The following is a 21,322-nucleotide window of genomic DNA, read 5'->3' as shown; positions in this document are numbered from 1 at the left end:
CATGTTCTTAACATAGTCCGCGTGACCAGGGCAGTCAACGTGCGCATAGTGACGATTCGCCGTCTCGTATTCCACGTGCGCCGTCGCAATCGTGATACCACGCTCACGCTCTTCCGGAGCATTGTCAATCGAGTCGAAAGAGCGGACCTGAATGCCCGGCGTGTGCTTCGCCAATACCGTCGTGATTGCTGCCGTAAGCGTCGTCTTACCGTGGTCAACGTGACCAATCGTACCAACGTTCACGTGCGGTTTGGAGCGTACAAAAGTCTCTTTTGCCATAGCTGGAAATCTTTTAAATATTGGAATTTATGTTCATTAACACACAAAAGGTATAGCAAGAAAATTTCCTGCTATACCTAAGAGCCACCTCTGGGAATCGAACCCAGGACCCCTTCCTTACCATGGAAGTGCTCTACCGCTGAGCTAAGGCGGCTTATTTTTGGAGCGGAAGACGGGATTCGAACCCGCGACATTCAGCTTGGAAGGCTGACGCTCTACCAACTGAGCTACTTCCGCTTATAAAAATAAACACGTGGGCGGAGAAGGATTCGAACCTCCGAAAGCTTAGCTAGCAGATTTACAGTCTGCCCCCGTTGGCCACTTGGGTATCCGCCCATAATTTAATGAACACCTTTAAAAGGGGAGCTGGCAATCGGACTCGAACCGATGACCTGCTGATTACAAATCAGCTGCTCTACCAACTGAGCTATGCCAGCATTTTTTAAAAGGACTTTAAGATAATGTGGAAAAGCGCCTTGTGTCAACCCCTGACTTCACCTTTTCCATTGTTTCATATTTCAGCCATACTCATGACGCGCTGGTGAAAAAACATCCAGAAAGGTACAAGCAACGCGTGCATATCCTCCATGTGGTACATGCGAAGGAATCACCACCATATCACCAGGACCCATCTCCCTCTCTTCATCGCCCAACCGAAAGACAAATGTGCCTTCCAGGCAAACACCAATTTGCTCATGTTCGTGGGTATGTAAAGGAACTTCCGCAAGTGGTCCCACTTCCCACAAAACCATAGACATACGAGCACCATGCACCATTTTTCCATCGTATCCGGTAAAAGGGTTTATGGAGGTTTGAGCACTTTTAGGAAAAAAAGGCATATAGATATTAACCCTATAAAAACTATCGTGGAAGGGCAGTACCCTATAGAGGTGACAAGAACTGAGTACTACCCCTTCCGCCGATATGACTATTTGATACAATGTTATATCAAAAACTTTATTTGGCTCAGATCAAAAAAGTTGTGACAAATACACTTTTTTAATAATGTGCAAAATAGGAAGCAACAAATCAAAAAGCAACAAAAAAAAAAGAGGTTACTTAAAATTAATGCACCTGCATGGAGCATTTAGTATAAGGTAAGAACAGATTGATAGATGAGGGTTCCCAAGTGATCAGCGATTCTTTGATTACCAGAAGGCATAAGTTGAGTAAGGAAAACATAGACTAGTTTTTCTTTAGGATCAATGGTATAGATTGGGTAATAGGCACTTCCCCAACCATACGCATGGGCTGTTCCGATACGGTTTCCACTTCCGGATTGTTCATTCACCCAAAATCCAAGTCCAAAACCCTGCTTTCGCCCCCAACCAATGGTGCTATACAGGTCGCCCACCTGATTGGTGCGCATCATCTCTACAGATTTTGGTGCCAGTACCTGAACACCATCTAATGATCCATTATTCAGGAGCATCGAGATAAAGCGTCCATAGTCATGTGCTGTGGAAATAAGGCCTGCACCACCAGAGAAACATTTTTTTGGTCCATTCAGGTATTGGGTATTTGCATTGTCTTCCACCACCCGGAGTCCATCATCAAAGAGTCCATAGACTGGTGCAAAACGTCCGGCTTTGCTGGAAGGCAGCCAGAATCCACTATCCTTCATACCCAAGGGATTAAAAATCTTCTTCTCAAAAAACTCATCTAACGACATACCGGAGGCTATTTCGACCACTCGGCCCAAAACATCTGTAGAGTAGCCATATACCCAGGATTCACCAGGCTGAGCTTCCAGCGGCAACAAAGCCATTTTTTCCACTACGTCCCCAATTTTTTCGTTACGGTCTGCAAAAAACCACCCCGTAATCCCCGCAGCTTGCCAGGCTTCTGTTCCAACGCCCCAGCCATAACCCAATCCAGAAGTATGGGTCAGGAGTTGGAGCAGGGTAATAGAACGGTTGGCAGGTTTTGTTATGAACTTATGAGGTGCTGTTTTATCTGGATTGGGATACGCCACTTTCATGTCTTTAAATGCCGGAATAAACTTATGAAGCGGATCACCAAGATCGAGTTTCCCTTCCTCATTCAGGATCATAATGGCGGCGGTGGTCACTGCTTTAGACATAGAGGCAATCCGGAAGATGGTATCTTCTCGCATGGGGATTTTAGCTGCTACATCCGCCATCCCATATGCTTGGTATCGAACGGTTTTCCCCTCCCGTGCCACAAATAAAACCGCACCCGCCAAGCGGTTTGCTGCAATTTCCCGCAAGATCAGGCTATCAGTACGCTGCAATCGGCTTTCATCCATACCCACCATTTTCGGATTGGTGAGGTTAAAGGGTATCTGGCGGTTTAGAGTAGCAGGTTCAACTCCCGAAGAAGGAGCCTTATTTTTGGCTGTGGCACCCGGCGTGGTTTGTGCCTTCGAAACGCCAAACAGCAGCAACAACAACAAAAAGGATAAAGCGTATTTCATGTCCGTTTGATAGGGTTAGAAAATCAGATCAGGCCTCGGGCTTTTAGCTCTAGGTATTTATTAATCGTAGAGACCGTAAGGTTTTGAGGTGAGGTAAGGATGGTGTGAATGCCATATTGTTTCAATTCCCGAACCACTTCTCGCTTCTCGAATCCCACTTTCTCGGCAATGGTTTGTATGTAGATGTGCTCTACATTTTGGTGCAAGGCTTCTGTGAGGGCGCTCAGTTCCGTATTCTCAAAAAAAATAACCACCACCAGATGCTGTTTGGCCAATAATTGCAACTGCCGGAGCCGACGTTTCATGCCTGAAAGCGACTCGAAGTTGGTATAAAGTAGTAAAAGGCTTCGCTGATGGATGTGTTGTCGGGCGTAGGCATAAAGTTTTTCAAAATCAGATTCTTTGAAATCGGTTGTCAGCCGATAGAGTGCATCCATGATCCGTTGAAGGTGGATTTTTTTCCGATCGGCTGGCAGAATCAAAGGCTTTTCATCTGAAAAACATACCAAGCCCGCTTTATCCTGCTTAAGCATGGCGATATTAGAAATGACCAATGTGGCATTTATGGCATAATCGAGTAAACTCATCCCCTCAAAAGGCATTTCCATATTTCTCCCAAGATCCAATACACTAAACACCTGTTGGGCTTTTTCTTCTTCGTATTGGTTTACCATTAGGTCTGCTCGTCTTGCCGTCGCCCGCCAGTTTACGGTTTTAGGCTCGTCACCCGGAACATAGGCCCGAATTTGTTCAAAGTTGGTCGCACGTCCTATACGCCGAATACGTTTTACACCAGCCTCGGTGAGTCGGTTTGAGATGGCATATAACTCAAACTGCCGCATTTGCAAGAAAGAGGGGTACACGGCTACGTTCTCTTCCTTGGCTAACCGGAAACGACGTTGTACTAGTCCTAATCGGGTGGTGGCTAATACATTCAAAATGCCAAAATGGTAAACCCCTCGACGCACTGGCCGAAGGGTATAAGACCACGCCTTCTCTTCGGCGGCAGCCAATGAAAAACGGTTGTTAAAATACCGTTCTTGAAACTGAAAAGGCACTTCGTCTATCACCTCAAGATGCACCCGAAAAGCATATCCGTTGCGTATAACCAGACCAATTGTGTTGGCATCCCCATTCGAAAACCGCTCCGGAAGTTCACGCTCACCAGAAACGGGCCTTGGGTTTAGGTACAACACAAGCGATTCCAGCAGCACCAGACCCAGCACCAATATTAAAGCCACCCTACCTAGAATGGCCAAAGCCAAAGTAAAATGGCCCAACATTAAAACAACCACCACAACGCCCAGCACCAAATACAAGCGATTGGTGAAAAAGGTATCACGAAACGCGTTCATACGCCAATGGGGTGCCAAGCAGTTTTGAACTCTACAAATGGTAATACAGCATAGAGGGACTGGTTGTCCACTTGTTGCCAATCGGTCTTCCCGTTATCTTTTCCAAAATGGATGCGTTTCATATTGGCTGCGGCCAATTCGGTTATCCGTTTTTCTTCCTCAGCCGAAAGGCCAAATCCGGCAAGGGCATTTATGTCCATATGATTTGCCATTGGGGTGATCAGTTCCTCCCGTTGGCCTGTAAGAATATTGACCACGCCATTGGGCACATCGCTGACGCCGATCACCTCTGCAAAATCTAAGGCTGAAAGAGGAGAAACCGAATCTGCAACCAAAACCGCCGTATTACCAGAAAGAATAACGGGCATCAGCACCGAGACCAATCCGGATAGCGGTGAAGAGGCAGGTGCAAAGAGGGCGACGACCCCCGTTGGTTCGGGCGTGGTAAAGTTAAAGAAAGGAGCCGCCACAGGATTAACACTGCTGAACACTTGGGCATATTTATCGGCCCAGCCAGCATACCAAAAAACCCGATCAATCGCTGCATCTAGTTCGACAACGGCCTCTTCCTCGCTAAAATTTAGCCATTGCGCCAAAGATTCCTCAAAACCTTTACGGCGCGTTTCGAGCATTTCGGCAATCCGGAAAAGGATTTGGCTCCGGTTAAAAGCCGAACGTTTTGCCCAGCCGTTCTGCGCTTTTCGGGCCGCAGCAACCGCCTCCCGTACATCCTTGCGGGAGGCTAGTGGATATGTTGCAATCACCTTGCCTGTTCCATCGGTTTGGGAGCTTACGTAGCCACGTTCGGAACGAACATAAGCTCCATTAATTAACATCTTATAGGTCTTGGGCACTGAAAGTCGGGGCATGGTTTACATGATTGGTTTTGATTTTGGAATATAGGTACAATATCCATAGTTTCAAATATCCTGAATTGTTATGCCCAAGCATCTTTTTCACCCCCCTATGAAAGAAAGTTTATACATATCGGCCATCCAGACTGATCTTCACTGGGAATCTCCGGAAAACAACCGGAAAATGCTGGATGAGCACCTTTTGGGGATAGACTCGGCCACGGATGTGATTGTATTGCCAGAAATGTTCACAACGGGATTCTCCATGAATCCAGCGCCTTATGCCGAGCCACCAGAGGGCCCCACCCTTGCATGGATGCAGGCCAAGGCACAAGCCTATAACGCTGCACTCACGGGCAGTTTCATGGTATGTGATGAGAACCACTTTTATAACCGCCTTTTTTGGGTCTTTCCGGATGGACGGTACCAATCATATGATAAACGGCATTTATTCAGGATGGCTGGAGAAGAACAGGTTTATTCGTCAGGAAATAAGCAATTAATTATTGAATGGAAAGGCTGGAAAATATGCCCATTAATCTGTTATGATTTACGATTTCCGGTATGGAGTAGAAATCTTGGGCTGGCGTACGATCTTTTAATTTATGTGGCCAACTGGCCAGCGACGCGGTCTTTGGCTTGGCGTGCCCTATTGCCTGCACGAGCCATAGAGAACCTATCCTATGTTGTTGGAATTAATAGAATAGGTCTTGATGGCAATGGAAAAACATACCAAGGAGACTCGCTGATTTCAGACTACAAAGGCCAGATTCTTTGGGATGCGGGTAGAACAATGAACAGTGTCACCTATCCCTTATCTCATACCGCACTTCTGGAATATCGGAATAAATTTCCTGCTCATTTGGATGCCGACCAATTCAATATTTTTGTGTGATTTGTTTTAAGAAAAAATAAAATTGTATTTTTTTCTTAAAACGCACCACAGGCACTTGCTTTTATTAAATCGTTTTTTTACTTTCAAGCCGTTCCCACACATAATGTTCTTTCCCACTATTTCCCTAATAACCAAAATGACCCAACAAACCAAAAGCATGCGGCTCATGTTCGTATGCGTGGGGTTCGTTGCGATTCTCATGCTGATCGTCTATTCGGCATAAGTTGCGCGTTCCACAATCAATTTGTTTTGTCATTTTGAAAGTTGTTCCTTATTTCCCTCCATTGTTTCAAAATTACAAAAGCCCCTTCGGATTTACCAAAGGGGCTTTATTGTTTTCCGTTTTTGGAATCAGTCTTTTACCCAAATCATCGCTGTTGTGGCTGGCACGGTTATGACCTCAGGCACCTTACCGCCATTGAGGGTTGCACTGGCTCCTTTAAGACCGTTCACAAAATCCACTTGCTGGCCATCTGCAATCAATCGCCAGTTTCCTGCAGGAAGTGCCTCTATTTGAAAACGATTCGCCACTTCCGCCGTATTTACCAAGACCAAGACATTCGCTTTCACAACATATCCAAGTAGGTACGGATTTTCGGGCTTGATGAATTGGTAATAGTTGGGTGGAGGAACTTTCCCCCCAAACCGAAACACCTTCCCTTTTTCGCTAAGCCTAAATCGTGTAAGACCCTCCCAATAGGCCTGCATCCCCTTAAAGTCACAATTACACGCCTTATCATCTTTGGGAGATTTACCCACATTGTCCCAAACGAACAGATTGGGGATAAGCGCATTATAGGTATCGCCCCGGCCTTTGAGATAAATCTTGCCCATTCGGGTTTCCTTGATCACCTGCCCACGCGAGTCTGGCATGGCCCCTTTGCTTCTCATGAACTCGGTTCCGCCATGAATGACGATAGGGCCGAGAGACGTAAAAAGGAGGGTGGCTGCAATTTTATAGGCCCCTTCGTCCACACCTTTTCGTCCATCCCAATCCTTGGTCGCAAACTGATCTGCCAAGGCCCAATTATCGTGAATATCCAAGTAGTTTAATCCTCGGTTGGGGTCCCCTTCTTCCGGAAATCCATTGGTGAGGGCCAACATGGTGCGATCCCTTTCGGTTGCATTTCCACCAGCAAACCCCCGGTCTGTGTACTTATTGTTCGGATCGGAAGTGGGTCCTTTAAACGCATTTCGGGCATCATCCTGAAAGTAAGTAATAGGTGAATCCGCTTTATACCAATCCCAGTCCGGATTTTTACGAAACTCGGGATCGTTCGGGCTAATCCAAGGCTCACCGTATATAATCCAATCCGGCCCCATGGCTTGTTTGATTTTATAAAGCGACTGCTCATCCGTCATCCCGGCGAGGTCAATCCGAATCCCATCTACCCCGAACTCATCTCTAAACATTTTACATTGATCAATCAGCCATCGCTGTACCATAGGCCGGTTTTCGGACTTGGTTTCATTCCCATACCCTCCGATATGCCGAAAGTCTTTTGTTCGGTAATAGTAGAGCATATCAATCCCATTGAAGTTCATGGCCCAATGGTTGCCCTCCATATTTTCCCCGGTATGGTTGAATACAAAATCTACGATCACCGCCATGTCTTTATGATGAAAGGCCTGTACGAGATCACGAAATTGCTCACGTTCCGTTCCGGGTTCGGTATTTTTCTGGCGGTATTTGCTTTCGATCGCCATAAAATGGGTGATCCGATAGCCCCATTGGTAGTTTTCTTCGGAAACCCCCAATTCCTTCATCAAGGGATCGTTTTGGAACGCCTCTTTCCAAACAGCATCCGGATAATGGAGGTATTCTTGCATCGGCATCAGATGGACGGTATTGATGCCCGTCTTCACGAGGTGGTCAAAGCCAATGGGTGCACCTTTTTTATTCTTCAGTCCTGGCCGAATCATGGCGGGTATGGTACCTCTCAGTTCGGGCGCTACGGGCAATAATGTCGTAAAATCTTGCACATGCACTTCGTAGGCCACCACATCTTCCATCTTGGGAATGCCCTTTTTAAGTACAGAAGCAGGTTTTGTAGCAGGCCAAACACGGCTTTTGCCAAAAGACCCATCCTGTACACGTGCATATGGATCACTAACCAGATGATCGGACGGGAAGCCAGGAATTTCGACGCCTTGAACCCAAAACATGTACCAAACCCCTTTCAGGCTTCCGGTTTGTGTGGTTTCCCAGACTCCGTTTTCGTCCTCGGTCATAGGAATTTTCTGATAGGGCATTTCATCGGTCGCATTTCGGTACAAGAACAGCGTAACGGCATCGGCACGGGGTGCAAATAGCCCAAAATGGGTAGATTGTCTGGCCTCATGGATAGTAGCGCCGAGCGGTTTATCCGAATAAAGATCCCGCCACCAACCTTCGAAGTCGGCCCACGTATTCATTTTGAGGCTAGGGAGATTCACATAATAGACTTTTTTGCGGTTCAAGTCTTCGGCAGGAACGAGGATGGCATCGTTGGCATTGAGAGGTAGGACTTCACGAATGGGGATGAGGCGCCCTTTTACGTCGGTTATGACCCACTTATGAGGGTCTAATGGGCGGCTTAACCCTTCTCCTTGCACTTTTACATAGATGGCGCGTTTATTATTCAACGTCGCTTTAAGAGCGGGCGGAGTCATTCCCTTCATAAAAATCAGGTTCCCACCTTCGGCATTGGGGGCTGCCGTAAAGGGATCCAGCCAAGCGCCCTCATTAATTCTGAATTTAAAAGGTGAACTGGGTGGAATGGTCTGCATATCACGGTTCACAACAGGAAGGTACCAGAGTTGCCCCGTGCCATTTATGGGCTTGAGCAACCATTGCGGGTCGTTCATATTTTGATCCCATCCACGAAAAGCGCCCGTAACGACCACTTTTTCCACATTTTCCCGTCCATAGCGCAAGGCATCGAACACAAAATAGGTGGTATCGTTTTGGTGCAGGTAGCCATTTTGTCGCACTTCTTCCGTAAAAATCGGTAAGGAGTGCGTTTGTGCTTCAGCATTCATAAAGAAAAGAAAAACAAGGAAAAAAGCGGCGGCTTTCGCGAGGCTGATAGAACTACGTGTCATAAAGCCGTATGGGTTAAGTGTAAGCGTTTACACAAAATAAGATCTTCGGCTTTTTTTCGCTAAGGAAATGTTGTGAATGTCGCCAGCATGAGGACTGTTCTGGATTATGTTCAGGCTTAGGGTTCAGCGTTCCCCTATTTTTTCATCAACCATACACAAACGAAACCTTGATACGCCTTGCCATCCAAAAATCCGGACGTTTAAGTGAAGACTCCTTAGCACTGATCCGGGAATGCGGGATTGACCTGCCTGATACCAAGAATAAACTCCGGTGTGTGGCACACAATTTTCCGGTAGAAATCCTTTTTTTGCGTGACGACGACATTCCGGGCTATGTGGCAGACGGAACGGCTGATTTGGGCATCGTGGGCCTGAATGTGGTAGAAGAGACGCGGAAACCTGTAGAGATTGCGGAAAAATTAGGATTTGGCACTTGCCGACTTTCGATTGCGGTACCCAAGACATTTGAATGGACGGGCTTGGAAGCCCTGAACGGTAGGCGCATTGCCACTTCTTACCCCAATGTGTTACAAGATTTCCTTAAAAACGCCGGAATTTCAGCCAGCATTCATGAAATCAGTGGATCGGTAGAGATTGCACCTGGTATTGGGCTTGCAGATGCCATTTGCGATTTGGTAAGCTCTGGCGGAACATTATTGAGCAATGGCCTGAAAGAAGTGCAAGCCATTCTACAATCCGAAGCCGTTATCATTCGCCATGCGGCGTTGTCATCCGAAAAAACGGAATTATTAGACCAACTAAAGTTCCGCATTCGGTCGGTGCATCGGGCGCGGAATTTTAAATACATTCTGCTCAATGCCCCAAACGAACAAGTGCCGGAAGTGATCCGGCTCCTGCCCGGCATGAAAAGCCCGACGGTTTTGCCACTTGCCCTTTCGGGTTGGAGTTCGGTTCATTCGGTAATTCAAGAAGACCAGTTTTGGGAAATCATCGAGGGCCTAAAAGCTGCTGGCGCCCAAGGCATCTTGGTGGTTCCGATCGAGAAAATGATTTTATAACGTCTGGTATTGCCCTAAATCCATGAAAAAAATTATTCACCCTCCGCAAACCGACTGGCCTTCCCTTTTGTCAAGACCTGCATTGGCGGTCGGACAATTAACCGACCGGGTTGCACCCATATTGGAGGCTGTTCGTGTGCAAGGCGATGCCGCACTTCGGGCCTTCACGGCACAATTCGATGGCGTTACCCTAAAGGAATTGGCGGTACAAGATACCGAGTTTGCGGCATCCACGGCTACGGTTTCTCCGGCCCTCCAAATGGCTATCCGAACCGCCTACGCCAATATTCGGAAGTTCCATGCGTCGCAGGCCGAGAACGTGCGCGAGGTAGAAACCATGCCCGGTGTTCGGTGCTGGCGAAAGTCGCTCCCAATCGAAAAGGTGGGTTTATACATTCCGGGTGGGACGGCTCCGCTGTTTTCCACCTTATTGATGCTGGGGATTCCGGCAAAATTAGCGGGTTGTCGGGAGGTTGTTTTATGTACGCCTCCGCAAAAAGATGGATCGGTACATCCGGCCATTTTGTTCACTGCCCAACTCATTGGCATTCGTCAGGTGTATAAAGTGGGCGGTGCACAGGCCATTGCCGCCATGGGATACGGCACGGAAAGCATCCCTGCGGTATATAAAATTTTGGGACCGGGGAATGCCTTTGTTACTGCCGCCAAGCAATTGATCCAACAAGAAGGCGTGGCGATAGATATGCCTGCTGGCCCCTCGGAAGTGGCCGTTTACGCAGACGAGACCGCCCATCCGGTGTTTGTGGCCGCAGACCTCCTCTCACAGGCAGAACACGGAGCCGATAGCCAAGTCCTACTCGTTTCCACCTCTGCTTCTATGATAGAACAAATAGAACACGAGGTGCGGGCACAGTTGGCCACCTTGCCCCGACGCGAAATAGCTGCCGCCTCGTTGGAAAACAGCCTGCTGATCCAAGTGCAAACCGAAGCCGAAGCAATGAAGTTGCTCAATGCTTATGCACCCGAACACCTGATTCTGGCCACCGACCACCCATATGCCCTCGCCGACCAAGTGGCCAATGCGGGATCGGTTTTTTTGGGACATTGGACACCAGAATCGGTGGGTGACTATGCTTCAGGAACCAACCATACCCTTCCGACCAATGGCTCTGCACGGATGTATGCAGGGGTTTCCTTAGATACCTTTGTACGAAAAGTCACCTTTCAACACCTTACGCCGGAGGGTTTACAAAACATCGGTCCTACCGTAGAGACTATGGCGGCTGCCGAAGGCTTGGAGGCGCACCAATGGGCCGTAACCCACCGTCTGGCGGTATTACCCGCCCCCGAACCAACCCACCGAACCGCTCACGTACAACGCACCACCAACGAGACGGACATCCGTATTCACCTGAACTTAGACGGAACCGGAAAAGCCGACCTTCACACAGGGTTGGGCTTTTTTGACCATATGTTGGAGCAATTGGCGCGGCATGGCGGTTGCGACCTCTCGGTTTTGGTACGAGGCGACCTCCACATAGACGAGCATCACACCGTAGAAGACACCGCATTGGCCCTCGGAACGGCGTTTTGGGAGGCTCTGGGGGATAAACGCGGCATCGAACGATATGGTTTTTTATTGCCAATGGATGAAGCATTGGCACAAGTAGCCCTTGATTTTTCCGGACGGCCTTGGTTGGTCTGGGACGTCCCCTTTACCCGCGAACGGGTGGGCGATGTACCAACCGAGATGTGGTACCACTTTTTTAAATCTTTCTGCGACAACGCCAAGTGCAACCTCAACATACAGGCAAAGGCTGATAATGACCACCACCTGATTGAGTCGGTTTTTAAGGCATTTGCCAAAGCCATCCGGATGGCCGTCCGCCGAGACCCTACCCGGATGGACATTTTACCCAGCACCAAAGGTGTACTCTAACCGGTTTAACCAATACTTATTTTGAAAGTCGCACTCATCAAATACAATGCCGGAAACATTGTCTCCGTTGTCAATGCCCTGAACAGACTGGGCGTAGAGCCGGTGTGGACAAACGATCCCGAAGAAATTCGTACCGCCGATCGGGTTATTTTTCCGGGAGTCGGGGAAGCCCGCGCCTCTATGCAATCGGTACAGGAAAACGGTATAGATATCCTTCTACCCACCTTGAAACAACCCGTTTTGGGCATTTGTGTGGGCCTCCAACTGATGTGCCAACACTCCGAAGAAAACGACACGCCTTGTCTCGGTATTTTTGATGTTGCCGTCCGGAAGTTCCCCACTGGCTCCGAGAAAGTCCCACAAAACGGCTGGAACAGCATCCATCACTTGCATTCACCGCTATTTTTGGGCATTAAAGAAGGCTCCTATGTGTATTATAACAATAGTTTTTATGCAGAGGAACACCCAGCAGCCATTGCCACCACACACTATGTTTTGCCCTTTAGCGGCGCGCTCCACCGCGACAATTTCTACGCGGTACAATTCCATCCCGAAAAGAGTGGCGATGTAGGCGCAATGATTTTGCAGAATTTTTTAAGCCTATCTTTGTAATAACATGGAAATAGTACCTGCCATAGACCTCATTGGGGGGAAGTGTGTTCGGTTAACACAAGGCGACTTCAATCGCCAAAAGACCTACCACGAAGACCCGCTCGAAGTGGCCAAAATGTTTGAGGGTGCAGGCATTACCCGCTTGCACTTAGTGGATTTGGATGGGGCGCGGAAAAAGCGTGTCATCAATCATAAAGTATTGGAAAACATCGCCGGAAAAACTGGCTTGGTCGTGGATTTTGGTGGTGGCATTCAATCCGATGAAGACCTAAAAATTGCCTTTTCGTCGGGTGCAGCTATGATTACAGGTGGAAGCATTGCCATTCAAAACCGCGCTTTGTTCCTACATTGGTTGGTGGAATATGGGCCTGATAAAATTATTTTGGGTGCCGATGCCAAAGATGGAAAAGTGGCCGTGAGTGGCTGGCAAGACCTGACTGAGGTGGCACTGTTGCCGTTTATCCAATCCTACCTAAAAGAAGGCGTGCAGTACGTCATCTGTACCGACATCGCCAAAGATGGAGCAATGAGGGGGCCTTCCTTAGAACTTTATCAGCGCCTACTCTCGGAATGTGAGGGTCTTAAGCTAATTGCAAGTGGTGGCGTTACCCACATCGAAGACCTCGAAAAATTGCGCGAAAATGGGCTTCACGGCGCGATTATCGGAAAGGCAATTTATGAAGGAACCATCCAATTATCCGACCTTCGCCGTTTTGTTGATTAACCTTAAGGCAAATATGCTCACCAAACGCATCATCCCCTGTTTAGACGTAAAAGACGGACGAACCGTAAAAGGGATCAATTTTGTGGATTTGCGCGATGCCGGAGATGCAGTAGAACTGGCGCAAGCGTATGTAGAACAAGGCGCAGACGAATTGGTGTTCTTGGACATTACCGCTACCGTCGAAAATCGAGGCACATTAGTTGCATTGGTTAAGCGTGTGGCCCGAGTCCTGAACATCCCCTTCACCGTCGGTGGTGGTATCAATACAGTTGGTGATGCCTCCACATTGCTTTATGCTGGCGCCGACAAAGTATCGGTAAACTCTGCGGCGGTTCGCAACCCTAATTTGGTTTCAGAGATTGCCAATCAATTTGGGTCACAATTTGTGGTGGTGGCCATAGATGCCCGCCGATCGGAAGACGACTGGGTGGTTTATACACACGGCGGACGTGCCCCCACCGAACGCCGCGCCTTGGAATGGGCCAAAGAGGTGGAAGAACGGGGCGCTGGCGAAATCCTTTTGACCTCGATGGACCACGACGGGACCAAAAATGGCTTTGCCTTAGAGCTAACCCGTTTACTCTCTACCAACCGGAGTATTCCAGTAATTGCTTCCGGTGGCGCGGGGAAAAAGGAACACTTTACCGATGTTTTCCGTGAAGGAGCCGCAGATGCCGCCTTGGCCGCCAGTATTTTCCACTTTGGCGAAATCCCAATACCTGAGCTTAAAGCCTTTCTTGCCGCTGGCGGGATCACGATGCGCCTTTAAGCCTATATCACACATAAAAACAAATGGTTAACACGCCATGTTTAATATCGAAAACATAGATTTTGAAAAGTCCGACGACTTGGTTCCCGCCATTATCCAAGATGCAAAGACCGCTCAGGTACTCATGCTGGGCTATATGAACCAAGAAGCGGTGCAACAGACCTTATCTTCCGGCTTCGTCACGTTTTTCAGCCGGAGCAAAAACCGACTTTGGACTAAAGGCGAAGAGTCTGGAAATATACTCAAGCTCATTGAAATACACTTGGACTGCGACCAAGACACCTTGCTCGTTAAGGCATTGCCTGCTGGCCCTACCTGTCATACAGGCGATGATACCTGCTGGGGAGAAAAAAATAAAATGGATAAATTATTATTTCTAAGGCATTTAGAAGGAGTCATCCACCATCGAAAAGTAGCCACCAATATCCCGTCTTATACAACCTCCTTGTTTCAGAAAGGCATCAACAAGATTGCCCAAAAAGTGGGTGAGGAAGCCGTCGAATTGGTGATTGAGGCCAAAGACCAGAACGACGACTTGTTTAGAGGCGAGGCCGCCGATCTGCTTTTCCATTTTTTAGTCTTGCTCGAAGCCAAAGAAATTCCATTAGACGACGTTTTAGCTGTTTTAGAAGCACGCCATCAACCCTCCTAACCACCAACCTTTATGATCCTCCGTCCCGTGCCCCAAACCCGTTTCGAGGCCATACGATTTATTGCCAAAGACCAGACTCCTTCAGAAGTCCAACGCCCTCTGGCCGATTTTTTGGCAGAAGAAGGCGAAATTCAGCGCTATTCACATTTAAACGATAGCGGCTGGTTTCTTGGTTTAGGGGAGAAACCCGATGCTCATACGCTTCGCCGCGTGGTACGCCAATTTGTCCATGCCTACAAAACCAAACTGAATGACCTTGGCATAATGATGCCCGATGGTTCCCTCATCGAAGAAAAAAGTGCCCTTCAAGCCATTACGGAAGGCATTTTCTTAGGGCTTTACGATCTGGGACATTGGAAAACCGATCCCAAAAAGAAGTCTTTAGCCCACATAGAACTGGTGGTACCAGATGTCGCCTCCGCCCATGCCTCTATTGCGCTTGGTCAGATTTTGGCAGAAGCCACACTTTCTGGCATGGCCCTCATCAATGCACCGGGGAACCAACTCACACCCAAGCATTTGGCAGGAAATGCCCTACAATTAGCGAATAAAACAGGCTTTACGACCGAAATTTATACGGGCGATGCCCTCAAAGATATGGGATTGGGCGGCCTTGTTGCGGTGAATGCCGGAAGCCATCATGCGGCGCATTTTATTATTGCCCGCTATGAGCCGGAAAATGCCACCAAAACGCTGGGGCTGGTTGGCAAAGGGGTGACGTTTGACACGGGCGGACTCAACCTCAAGCCCAGTGAAAACATGTATATGATGAAGTGCGATATGGGAGGCGCGGCCATTGTCCTCTCGGCGATAAGCGCCATTGCCGCCGCCAAGCTACCCATCCGCGTCCTCGTGGCCATCCCTGCCACCGAGAACAAAACAGGTTCTAATGCCACCCTTCCGGGCGATGTGATTACCTTATACAATGGCAAAACCGTCGAAGTAGAAGATACCGATGCCGAGGGGCGGCTTATCCTTGCAGATGCCTTGGCCTATTTAGTAAAAAATTATGAAACCGATTATCTACTTGATTTCGCAACACTTACAGGCTCTTGTGTGATGGCCTTGGGGTATCATGCCGCCGGATTATTCACCCCGAACGATGCCTTAGCCGCCCAACTTTCCGAAAGCGGAGAAACCTCCGGAGACCGCCTTTGGCGCTTACCGCTTTGGGAGGTGTATAAAAAGCAAATACAATCCGACATTGCCGACCTCAAAAACCTTGGAGGAAGACCAGCGGGGGCCATTACCGCTGCTAAATTTTTAGAAGCCTTCACAGATCAGCATCCGGCATGGGCACATATAGACGTGGCCGGAACGGTCTATGGCGATGGCCCTTTTGGCAAAATGCGCCATGCCACAGGTTATGGAACCCGTTTGGTTTTTGACTTTGCCCAACGATTGGCCGAGACTCCAGCCTAATAAGTGTATCAGGAACAACGCCATGCACACTTTTCCCGAAAAGCTACATGAAGCACAAACGGCTTGTAACAGCCTCTTGTGTGTGGGATTAGACCCCGATCCACACAAAATACCCCAACATCTATTGGCCAGATACGACCTGCCACAGGCCGTTTATCACTTTAATGCCGCTATTATCGAGGCTACACAAGCCTTTACCAGTAGTTTTAAACCCAATTTAGCCTTTTTCGAGGCATTGGGGGTGCAAGGCTGGACGGTTTTTAAAAAAACATTGGAGGCCATTCCACCCGATAAATTGGTGATCGCCGATGCCAAACGGGGCGATATTGGCAATACAGCACGCAAATATGCCGAAGCGTTTTTGGTACAATTCGACTGCGATGCCCTCACCGTTGCCCCCTACATGGGAGCAGACTCGGTGTTACCGTTTCTCGGCTTTGCTGGAAAAGCCGCATTTGTATTGAGCCTTACCTCGAATCGCGGAGCAGATGACTTTGAGAAACAAACCATTAAGAACCAAGACCAAGCAGCCAAACCCCTTTATTTGACCGTCGCCCAAAAAGTAAACCAATGGCAAAAAGAGATGCCCGGAACGGCAGGATTGGTGGTGGGTGCAACCCAAGCCCACGCCATGCGGGCTATCCGTGAGGAAGCGCCGAGTTTGCCATTTTTAATTCCTGGTATTGGTACACAAGGCGGCGACCTCCACTTGGCCGTATCCGAAGGAACCGCAAACGGCGGCTCGGTACTCATCAATGCCAGCCGAGGCATTTTATATGCCGCATCTGGTCGCGATTTTGCCGAAGCCGCCGCACGTGAAGCCCAAAAATTAGCCCGCCAAATGCCCTATCGGGCTTAGTCCCACTCAAACAAATGCTTCGGAACCACCACACGGGTTCCACTATCATCGGTTACGGTCATTTTGTAGCCGGGGCGGAGGCCATATCCACCGATATTGCCTTGGTTGTCTATCGCCAATAACCCCAGTTGTTGCCCCTTATGCTCTGGCCACAACCTTATAATCCGCTCTAAGGCTTTTTTACAGGCCATCTCCGGTGATAAACCCTGACGCATAAACTCGATGATGGTATGCGCACCACACGCCCGCACCACCATCTCGCCAAGCCCGGTGGCACTAGCGGCCCCCACTTCACTATCCACATACAAGCCCGCACCAATGATCGGTGAATCCCCCACCCGCCCCTTCATTTTCCACGCCGCCCCACTTGTTGTACAAGCGCCAGAGAGTTGTCCATTTTGGTCTAAGGCCACCATCCCGATCGTGTCATGGTTTTCGGGGGAAATAGGTTTGTATTCCGAGGTTTTCAGCCATTCCCGCCATGCCGCTTCTGCTTTGGGCGTGAGTAAGTTTTCTTTTTTCATCCCTTGGGCCAAGGCAAACTCCAAAGCGCCATCCCCAACCAACATCCAATGCGGCGTTTTGTCCATTACCAAACGCGCCACCTGAATCGGGTGCATGATGTGTTGCAAACAAGCCACCGCACCACAACGTCCTTTTTCGTCCATAATGCAGGCATCGAGGGTCACATTTCCGTCGCGATCCGGAAACCCCCCATATCCCACACTCGTGTCATTAGGATCCGCCTCCGTAATCATCACCCCTTGTTCTACGGCATCCAATGCACGACCACCTTTCGAGAGGATTTCCCAAGCACGCTTATTGGCGGGCTGGTTATCCCATGTAGAAAGAATGACGGGCTTTCCTATACGTTTTATGGAAACCGGAGCAGCAACCAATGGCTTACAATTGGTTATAGAGGCAAGACCCAATCCGGCCAATTTCTGAATAAATGCTCTTCTTTTTTCTATCATTGCATTGATGCGTTAATCATGGTGAATCAATCCCGAAAATCAAGCGGGCACGTTTTCATTTTTAAAATACGATAAACCGCTTTCAATTCCGCCATTGTTATGAAAACAAAGTGAAAGAAACCCCAAAAACGCTAAACCTTTCGGATGGTTTTGTCTCCAAAAGACCAAATAGGCATGTTTGTTGCTGATTTTTTGGACATCTCTTCAAATGAAGCTGTATATGAGTCAACTTTCCAACTTGCAAAACCTTTCCAAAAAAGACCGGGACATGATCCGCGAGACAGAGCAAATGATGGGGCCTGAGCCTTCCGAAATGGGCTTCATCAAGAACCTATTTTGGGGACGTTTTCGTTCGGACTTGGTTTTGCCTTACCCAGCGGAAAATGCCTACGAAAAAGAGACTTTAGCCGCACTCCTCCGCGATGTTACGGCGTATATGACCCACGAACATCCGGCCAAAGAAATAGACCAGAACGAGGAAATCCCTAAATGGTGCATAGATCGCTTGTTCCAAATAGGCGTGATGGGGATGACAATCCCTAAAGAATACGGCGGTTTAGGATTGGGCGTAACGGCGTATAACCGCGTACTTTCCGTCATTGGCGCTCGCTGTGCCGCTACTTCGGTGGTGGTTTCTGCGCATCAATCCATTGGTTGTAAAGCATTGATTTTATATGGTACGGAGTCTCAAAAACAACGCTATCTACCGATGATGGCCCGCGAGAAACTCTCTGCCTTTTGTTTGTCGGAACCCAATGTGGGGTGCGATGCCGGGGGCCAAGAAACGACGTGTGTATGGAATGCAGAACGACAAGTCTATGTCTTAAACGGCGAAAAAAAATGGAGTACATCCGGTGCAATCGCCGGACTTTTTACGGTCTTGGCCCGCCAATCCCAGCCTGATGGTTCAGATGCCATTACCGCCCTAATCGTTACGCCCGATATGCGTGGCGTAGAAGTTTTTGAACACAATCGCTCCAAAGCGGGTGTTAGAGGCACGTGGCAAGCCCGAATTCGGTTTAACCAAGTGGAAGTTCCTCTCGAGAACCTGCTCCATGAAGAAGGAAAAGGGCTTCAAGTAGCGCTTTCCTGTCTTAATTACGGACGTTGTACGCTCTCGGCGGGCGTGACAGGGGCCGCCATTCGCGGGATGAACCAAGCCATTAAGTGGAGCCGAACCCGCTACCAATTTAAACGCCCCTTGGCAGATTTTGAATTAATCCAGCAAAAAATTGCCCGAATGACGGCGCGTGCCTATGCCATGGAGGCCGTCTTGTACCTCACAACCAACATGTTGGACCGAAAAGACCCCGATATTATGGTAGAAACCGCTGCTACCAAGGTCTTTTGCTCGGAAATGGGAAATCATATCTTGAACGATGCCCTACAAATCATGGGCGGAGAAGGGTACATCACCGAGAACGAATTGGAAAGGGCGTGGCGCGATGCCCGCATTTACCCCATTGTGGAAGGAGCCAACGAAGTGATGCTTTCCTTTATTTATGCCTATGGTAGCAAGCAACTTTCATTGCAATTATTGGGCATTCGCGACCGACTTCTATGGCAAAAAAACCAAAAAACCGCCCAAAACCTCCGTCGGATGACGGCTTCTTTTTTCAAACCCACCGTTTGGCGCACAGCCTTGCCCTTGGGGGGCGAGGTGATACTGGGATTGAGAAAACAAAAGCCCGAAATTCCTGTAAAACACCACCAACTCCGTCCCTTTGCAGATCGTCTGGCAAGGCTCATCCCCGAACATAGCTATCAGGTCAAAAAAACGGGATTTGTGCACCAAGAAAAAATGGTGACGCGGCAGGCACTTCAAGCACGCTTGGCAGAAAATGCGATTTATTTATTTGCCCTTTCTGCATGTGTGTCTAAGATCGAAGATCAGTTGGAACACCCATCGCATAGCGCTACGTTAGACCGCGATTGGGCCGCATTTGTCCATTTCTTCGACTTGGCCGAACAAGCAATCCAGCAAAACATCCAATCTTTAACCGAGAATGCAGACCACTCTATGCTTCTTGCTGCCAAAGCTGCTATTCAATACAACGATACCTTGCCTAACGAAGGCTTTGTACTACCCGAAAAATCGCCCGTACTTGCCCTTTCTAATGCTCCATTGGTTGCCGACGCTACAAGCCAAGCCCAGCACTCCCCACTTGTTGTAGCAGAAGTCCCAACCGAGGAGTCTCGGCTTGATCCACCAAAGGTCCTCCAACTCCCTGTAGAAATCCCGCAAGCGATCGCACCAATTCCTGCACCAGCGCCCACAAAAACTACGTGGCAAACAACTACGTTGTTCACCAAAAAAACGACTTATCCCAAGTCCCGAACACCCAAAACCTCCGAGGTCTATCACCAAATTTGGCAACCTGCCCCAAACCCTATACCTTTGGCCTCCGAAGAACAAACCACCGATTTGATCCTTCAGCCAATTTTGGAGGCAACAAGTTCGTGGCCAAAAGAAGAACCAAAAACCGCAAAAACGGTCTCGACGATCAACTTTGAACCCAACTTAGAATCCACCGAAGGCGTATCTTCGGGTAGGTCTTTTGGGTTAGACACATCCACAGAAAACCTGTCCGAGAGGCTCGAATGGGTGGATAAGCCCATTCCAGAAATGGTCTCTGCCTCCGCCGATCCCGAATGGGTGTGACAGAAACCAACAAAACGAATTGCGTTAATCCAAAATCTGGGGGCGTAGCGCCCACCTATCTTCGTAGCAGGTATAGCACAGAAACAATTTAAAGGGGCGTAGCCCTAACATCTTAACGCCTTGCGGTTCTTCGGACGCGAAAGGGTTATTTTGCGAACACGCTATATAAACCTTAAATGCCTAATCGTGAACAAATTTATTCGTGGAAATAAAGATGATCGTTGTTCAATTCGATGAGGTTGAAATGGGGGAAGGCTTGACAAATCATGTCAAAATGTGCGGTAAAAAGTGCCAATAAATCTTTGTTCTTGATATTTCCTGTTGTGATCCATAAAAGTTTCTGTGGGATGTTTTTTAACATATAGTGATCTAAAAAATCTTCATCTTTCGAGATTACAATGCGCGACTCTTGAACAGATAGAGCGCATATTTCATGGTCTTTGGTACGTTCTTTATTGGGTAACATCGTCTGTATGCACACAATCGTAGCCTTTTTCTTGAATGAACAAAGCCAATTTGTACGGAAGTTGGGCATCTACGATAAATTTCATGCTGCCAGCTTAGAAATGGATTTTACTTTTGACAAACGCGCAGCATACATCAAACACGCTTGTATATCTTCGGGTTCTAATGCTGGATAATCTTCGATCAGTTCCTCATTCGTCATACCTGCTGCCAATAAATCCAAGATCATTTCGACAGGATACCGCATTCCACGAATGGTGGGTTTTCCATGACAAATATCAGGATCAATGGTGATGCGTTGTAGCGGTTGCATAAAAAGTGCCGTTTAAAGTGTTGCGTTACCAAACCGTGCTTCATGGC

At 48.3% G+C, this 21,322-nt stretch carries 19 protein-coding genes, 4 tRNA genes and 1 pseudogene; 10 read left to right on the top strand and 14 right to left on the bottom strand.

Features of this window, described 5'->3' with window-relative positions:
• The 9 genes from tuf to JNN12_08290 form a co-directional block, all read right to left on the bottom strand.
• Positions 1-279 (bottom strand): elongation factor Tu (gene tuf, locus JNN12_08330; GenBank protein MBL7978332.1); only part of this gene is annotated, 279 nt, incomplete at its 3' end.
• An 82-nt stretch (positions 280-361) separates the two neighbouring features.
• Positions 362-433, bottom strand: a tRNA-Thr gene (locus JNN12_08325).
• A gap of 7 nt (positions 434-440) precedes the next feature.
• Positions 441-516, bottom strand: a tRNA-Gly gene (locus tag JNN12_08320).
• A gap of 17 nt (positions 517-533) precedes the next feature.
• A tRNA-Tyr gene (locus JNN12_08315) sits at positions 534-615 on the bottom strand.
• 28 nt (positions 616-643) lie between these two features.
• Positions 644-716: transfer RNA gene (locus tag JNN12_08310), tRNA-Thr, on the bottom strand.
• A gap of 81 nt (positions 717-797) precedes the next feature.
• Entirely contained in the window at positions 798-1,118 is a 321-nt protein-coding gene (locus JNN12_08305; protein ID MBL7978331.1) for a cupin domain-containing protein, read from the bottom strand.
• Between the two features lie 248 nt (positions 1,119-1,366).
• Positions 1,367-2,716: a beta-lactamase family protein gene (locus JNN12_08300; GenBank protein MBL7978330.1), complete on the bottom strand. Its 1,350-nt coding sequence runs from the start codon at positions 2,714-2,716 to the stop codon at positions 1,367-1,369.
• Between the two features lie 23 nt (positions 2,717-2,739).
• Positions 2,740-4,071: a DUF58 domain-containing protein gene (locus JNN12_08295; GenBank protein MBL7978329.1), complete on the bottom strand. Its 1,332-nt coding sequence runs from the start codon at positions 4,069-4,071 to the stop codon at positions 2,740-2,742.
• Positions 4,068-4,940, bottom strand: a complete 873-nt coding sequence (locus tag JNN12_08290; protein ID MBL7978328.1) for an aldehyde dehydrogenase family protein — start codon at positions 4,938-4,940, stop codon at positions 4,068-4,070. The genes JNN12_08295 and JNN12_08290 overlap by 4 nt, the downstream gene beginning before the upstream one ends.
• 70 nt (positions 4,941-5,010) lie before the next feature.
• Here JNN12_08290 and JNN12_08285 point away from each other — a divergent pair, with 70 nt between their 5' ends.
• Entirely contained in the window at positions 5,011-5,820 is an 810-nt protein-coding gene (locus JNN12_08285) for an amidohydrolase (GenBank protein ID MBL7978327.1), read from the top strand.
• A gap of 351 nt (positions 5,821-6,171) precedes the next feature.
• On the opposite strand, the gene JNN12_08280 is transcribed toward JNN12_08285, so the two are convergent.
• Positions 6,172-8,904, bottom strand: coding sequence for a hypothetical protein (locus JNN12_08280; protein ID MBL7978326.1), 2,733 nt, complete (start codon positions 8,902-8,904; stop codon positions 6,172-6,174).
• Positions 8,905-9,071: 167 nt separating this feature from the next.
• On the opposite strand from JNN12_08280, the gene JNN12_08275 reads away from it, so the two are divergent.
• The 8 genes and pseudogenes from JNN12_08275 (at position 9,072) to pyrF (ending at position 16,861) form a co-directional block, all read left to right on the top strand.
• Positions 9,072-9,923: an ATP phosphoribosyltransferase gene (locus JNN12_08275; protein MBL7978325.1), complete on the top strand. Its 852-nt coding sequence runs from the start codon at positions 9,072-9,074 to the stop codon at positions 9,921-9,923.
• Positions 9,924-9,945: 22 nt separating this feature from the next.
• A pseudogene (hisD, locus tag JNN12_08270) lies at positions 9,946-11,214 on the top strand (histidinol dehydrogenase).
• 630 nt (positions 11,215-11,844) lie between these two features.
• Entirely contained in the window at positions 11,845-12,435 is a 591-nt protein-coding gene (gene hisH / locus JNN12_08265; protein MBL7978324.1) for an imidazole glycerol phosphate synthase subunit HisH, read from the top strand.
• A gap of 4 nt (positions 12,436-12,439) precedes the next feature.
• Positions 12,440-13,159, top strand: a complete 720-nt coding sequence (gene hisA / locus JNN12_08260; protein ID MBL7978323.1) for a 1-(5-phosphoribosyl)-5-[(5-phosphoribosylamino)methylideneamino]imidazole-4-carboxamide isomerase — start codon at positions 12,440-12,442, stop codon at positions 13,157-13,159.
• A 13-nt stretch (positions 13,160-13,172) separates the two neighbouring features.
• Complete coding sequence (gene hisF, locus JNN12_08255) at positions 13,173-13,928, top strand: imidazole glycerol phosphate synthase subunit HisF (protein MBL7978322.1); 756 nt, start codon at positions 13,173-13,175, stop codon at positions 13,926-13,928.
• 37 nt (positions 13,929-13,965) lie between these two features.
• Entirely contained in the window at positions 13,966-14,580 is a 615-nt protein-coding gene (locus tag JNN12_08250; GenBank protein ID MBL7978321.1) for a bifunctional phosphoribosyl-AMP cyclohydrolase/phosphoribosyl-ATP diphosphatase HisIE, read from the top strand.
• Between the two features lie 12 nt (positions 14,581-14,592).
• Positions 14,593-16,002: a leucyl aminopeptidase family protein gene (locus JNN12_08245; GenBank protein ID MBL7978320.1), complete on the top strand. Its 1,410-nt coding sequence runs from the start codon at positions 14,593-14,595 to the stop codon at positions 16,000-16,002.
• 22 nt (positions 16,003-16,024) lie between these two features.
• Positions 16,025-16,861 (top strand): orotidine-5'-phosphate decarboxylase, encoded by an 837-nt coding sequence (gene pyrF / locus JNN12_08240; protein ID MBL7978319.1) that lies wholly within the window; start codon positions 16,025-16,027, stop codon positions 16,859-16,861.
• On the opposite strand, the gene JNN12_08235 is transcribed toward pyrF, so the two are convergent.
• Positions 16,858-17,835 carry a N(4)-(beta-N-acetylglucosaminyl)-L-asparaginase gene (locus tag JNN12_08235; protein ID MBL7978318.1) on the bottom strand — a complete coding sequence of 326 codons (978 nt, stop codon included), beginning with the start codon at positions 17,833-17,835 and terminating at the stop codon, positions 16,858-16,860. The two genes, pyrF and JNN12_08235, sit on opposite strands and share 4 nt — an antisense overlap.
• 220 nt (positions 17,836-18,055) lie before the next feature.
• On the opposite strand from JNN12_08235, the gene JNN12_08230 reads away from it, so the two are divergent.
• Positions 18,056-20,497 carry an acyl-CoA dehydrogenase family protein gene (locus JNN12_08230; protein MBL7978317.1) on the top strand — a complete coding sequence of 814 codons (2,442 nt, stop codon included), beginning with the start codon at positions 18,056-18,058 and terminating at the stop codon, positions 20,495-20,497.
• A 196-nt stretch (positions 20,498-20,693) separates the two neighbouring features.
• On the opposite strand, the gene JNN12_08225 is transcribed toward JNN12_08230, so the two are convergent.
• From JNN12_08225 to JNN12_08215, 3 genes are read right to left on the bottom strand one after another with little or no spacing between them, the layout of a single operon-like run.
• A complete protein-coding gene (locus JNN12_08225; GenBank protein ID MBL7978316.1) occupies positions 20,694-20,963 on the bottom strand; it encodes a DUF5615 family PIN-like protein in 270 nt (89 codons plus the stop codon).
• Positions 20,950-21,048, bottom strand: a complete 99-nt coding sequence (locus JNN12_08220; GenBank protein MBL7978315.1) for a DUF5615 family PIN-like protein — start codon at positions 21,046-21,048, stop codon at positions 20,950-20,952. Before JNN12_08220 ends, JNN12_08225 begins: the two co-directional genes overlap by 14 nt.
• Positions 21,045-21,275 carry a DUF433 domain-containing protein gene (locus JNN12_08215; protein ID MBL7978314.1) on the bottom strand — a complete coding sequence of 77 codons (231 nt, stop codon included), beginning with the start codon at positions 21,273-21,275 and terminating at the stop codon, positions 21,045-21,047. Before JNN12_08215 ends, JNN12_08220 begins: the two co-directional genes overlap by 4 nt.
• Between the last annotated feature and the right edge of the window lie 47 nt (positions 21,276-21,322).

The sequence above is a fragment of the Bacteroidetes Order II. bacterium genome, assembly GCA_016788705.1.
Lineage (GTDB): Bacteria > Bacteroidota > Rhodothermia > Rhodothermales > UBA2364 > UBA2364.
The sequence above is the reverse complement of the archived record's forward strand: the minus strand, read 5'-3'. Positions and strand labels throughout refer to the sequence as shown.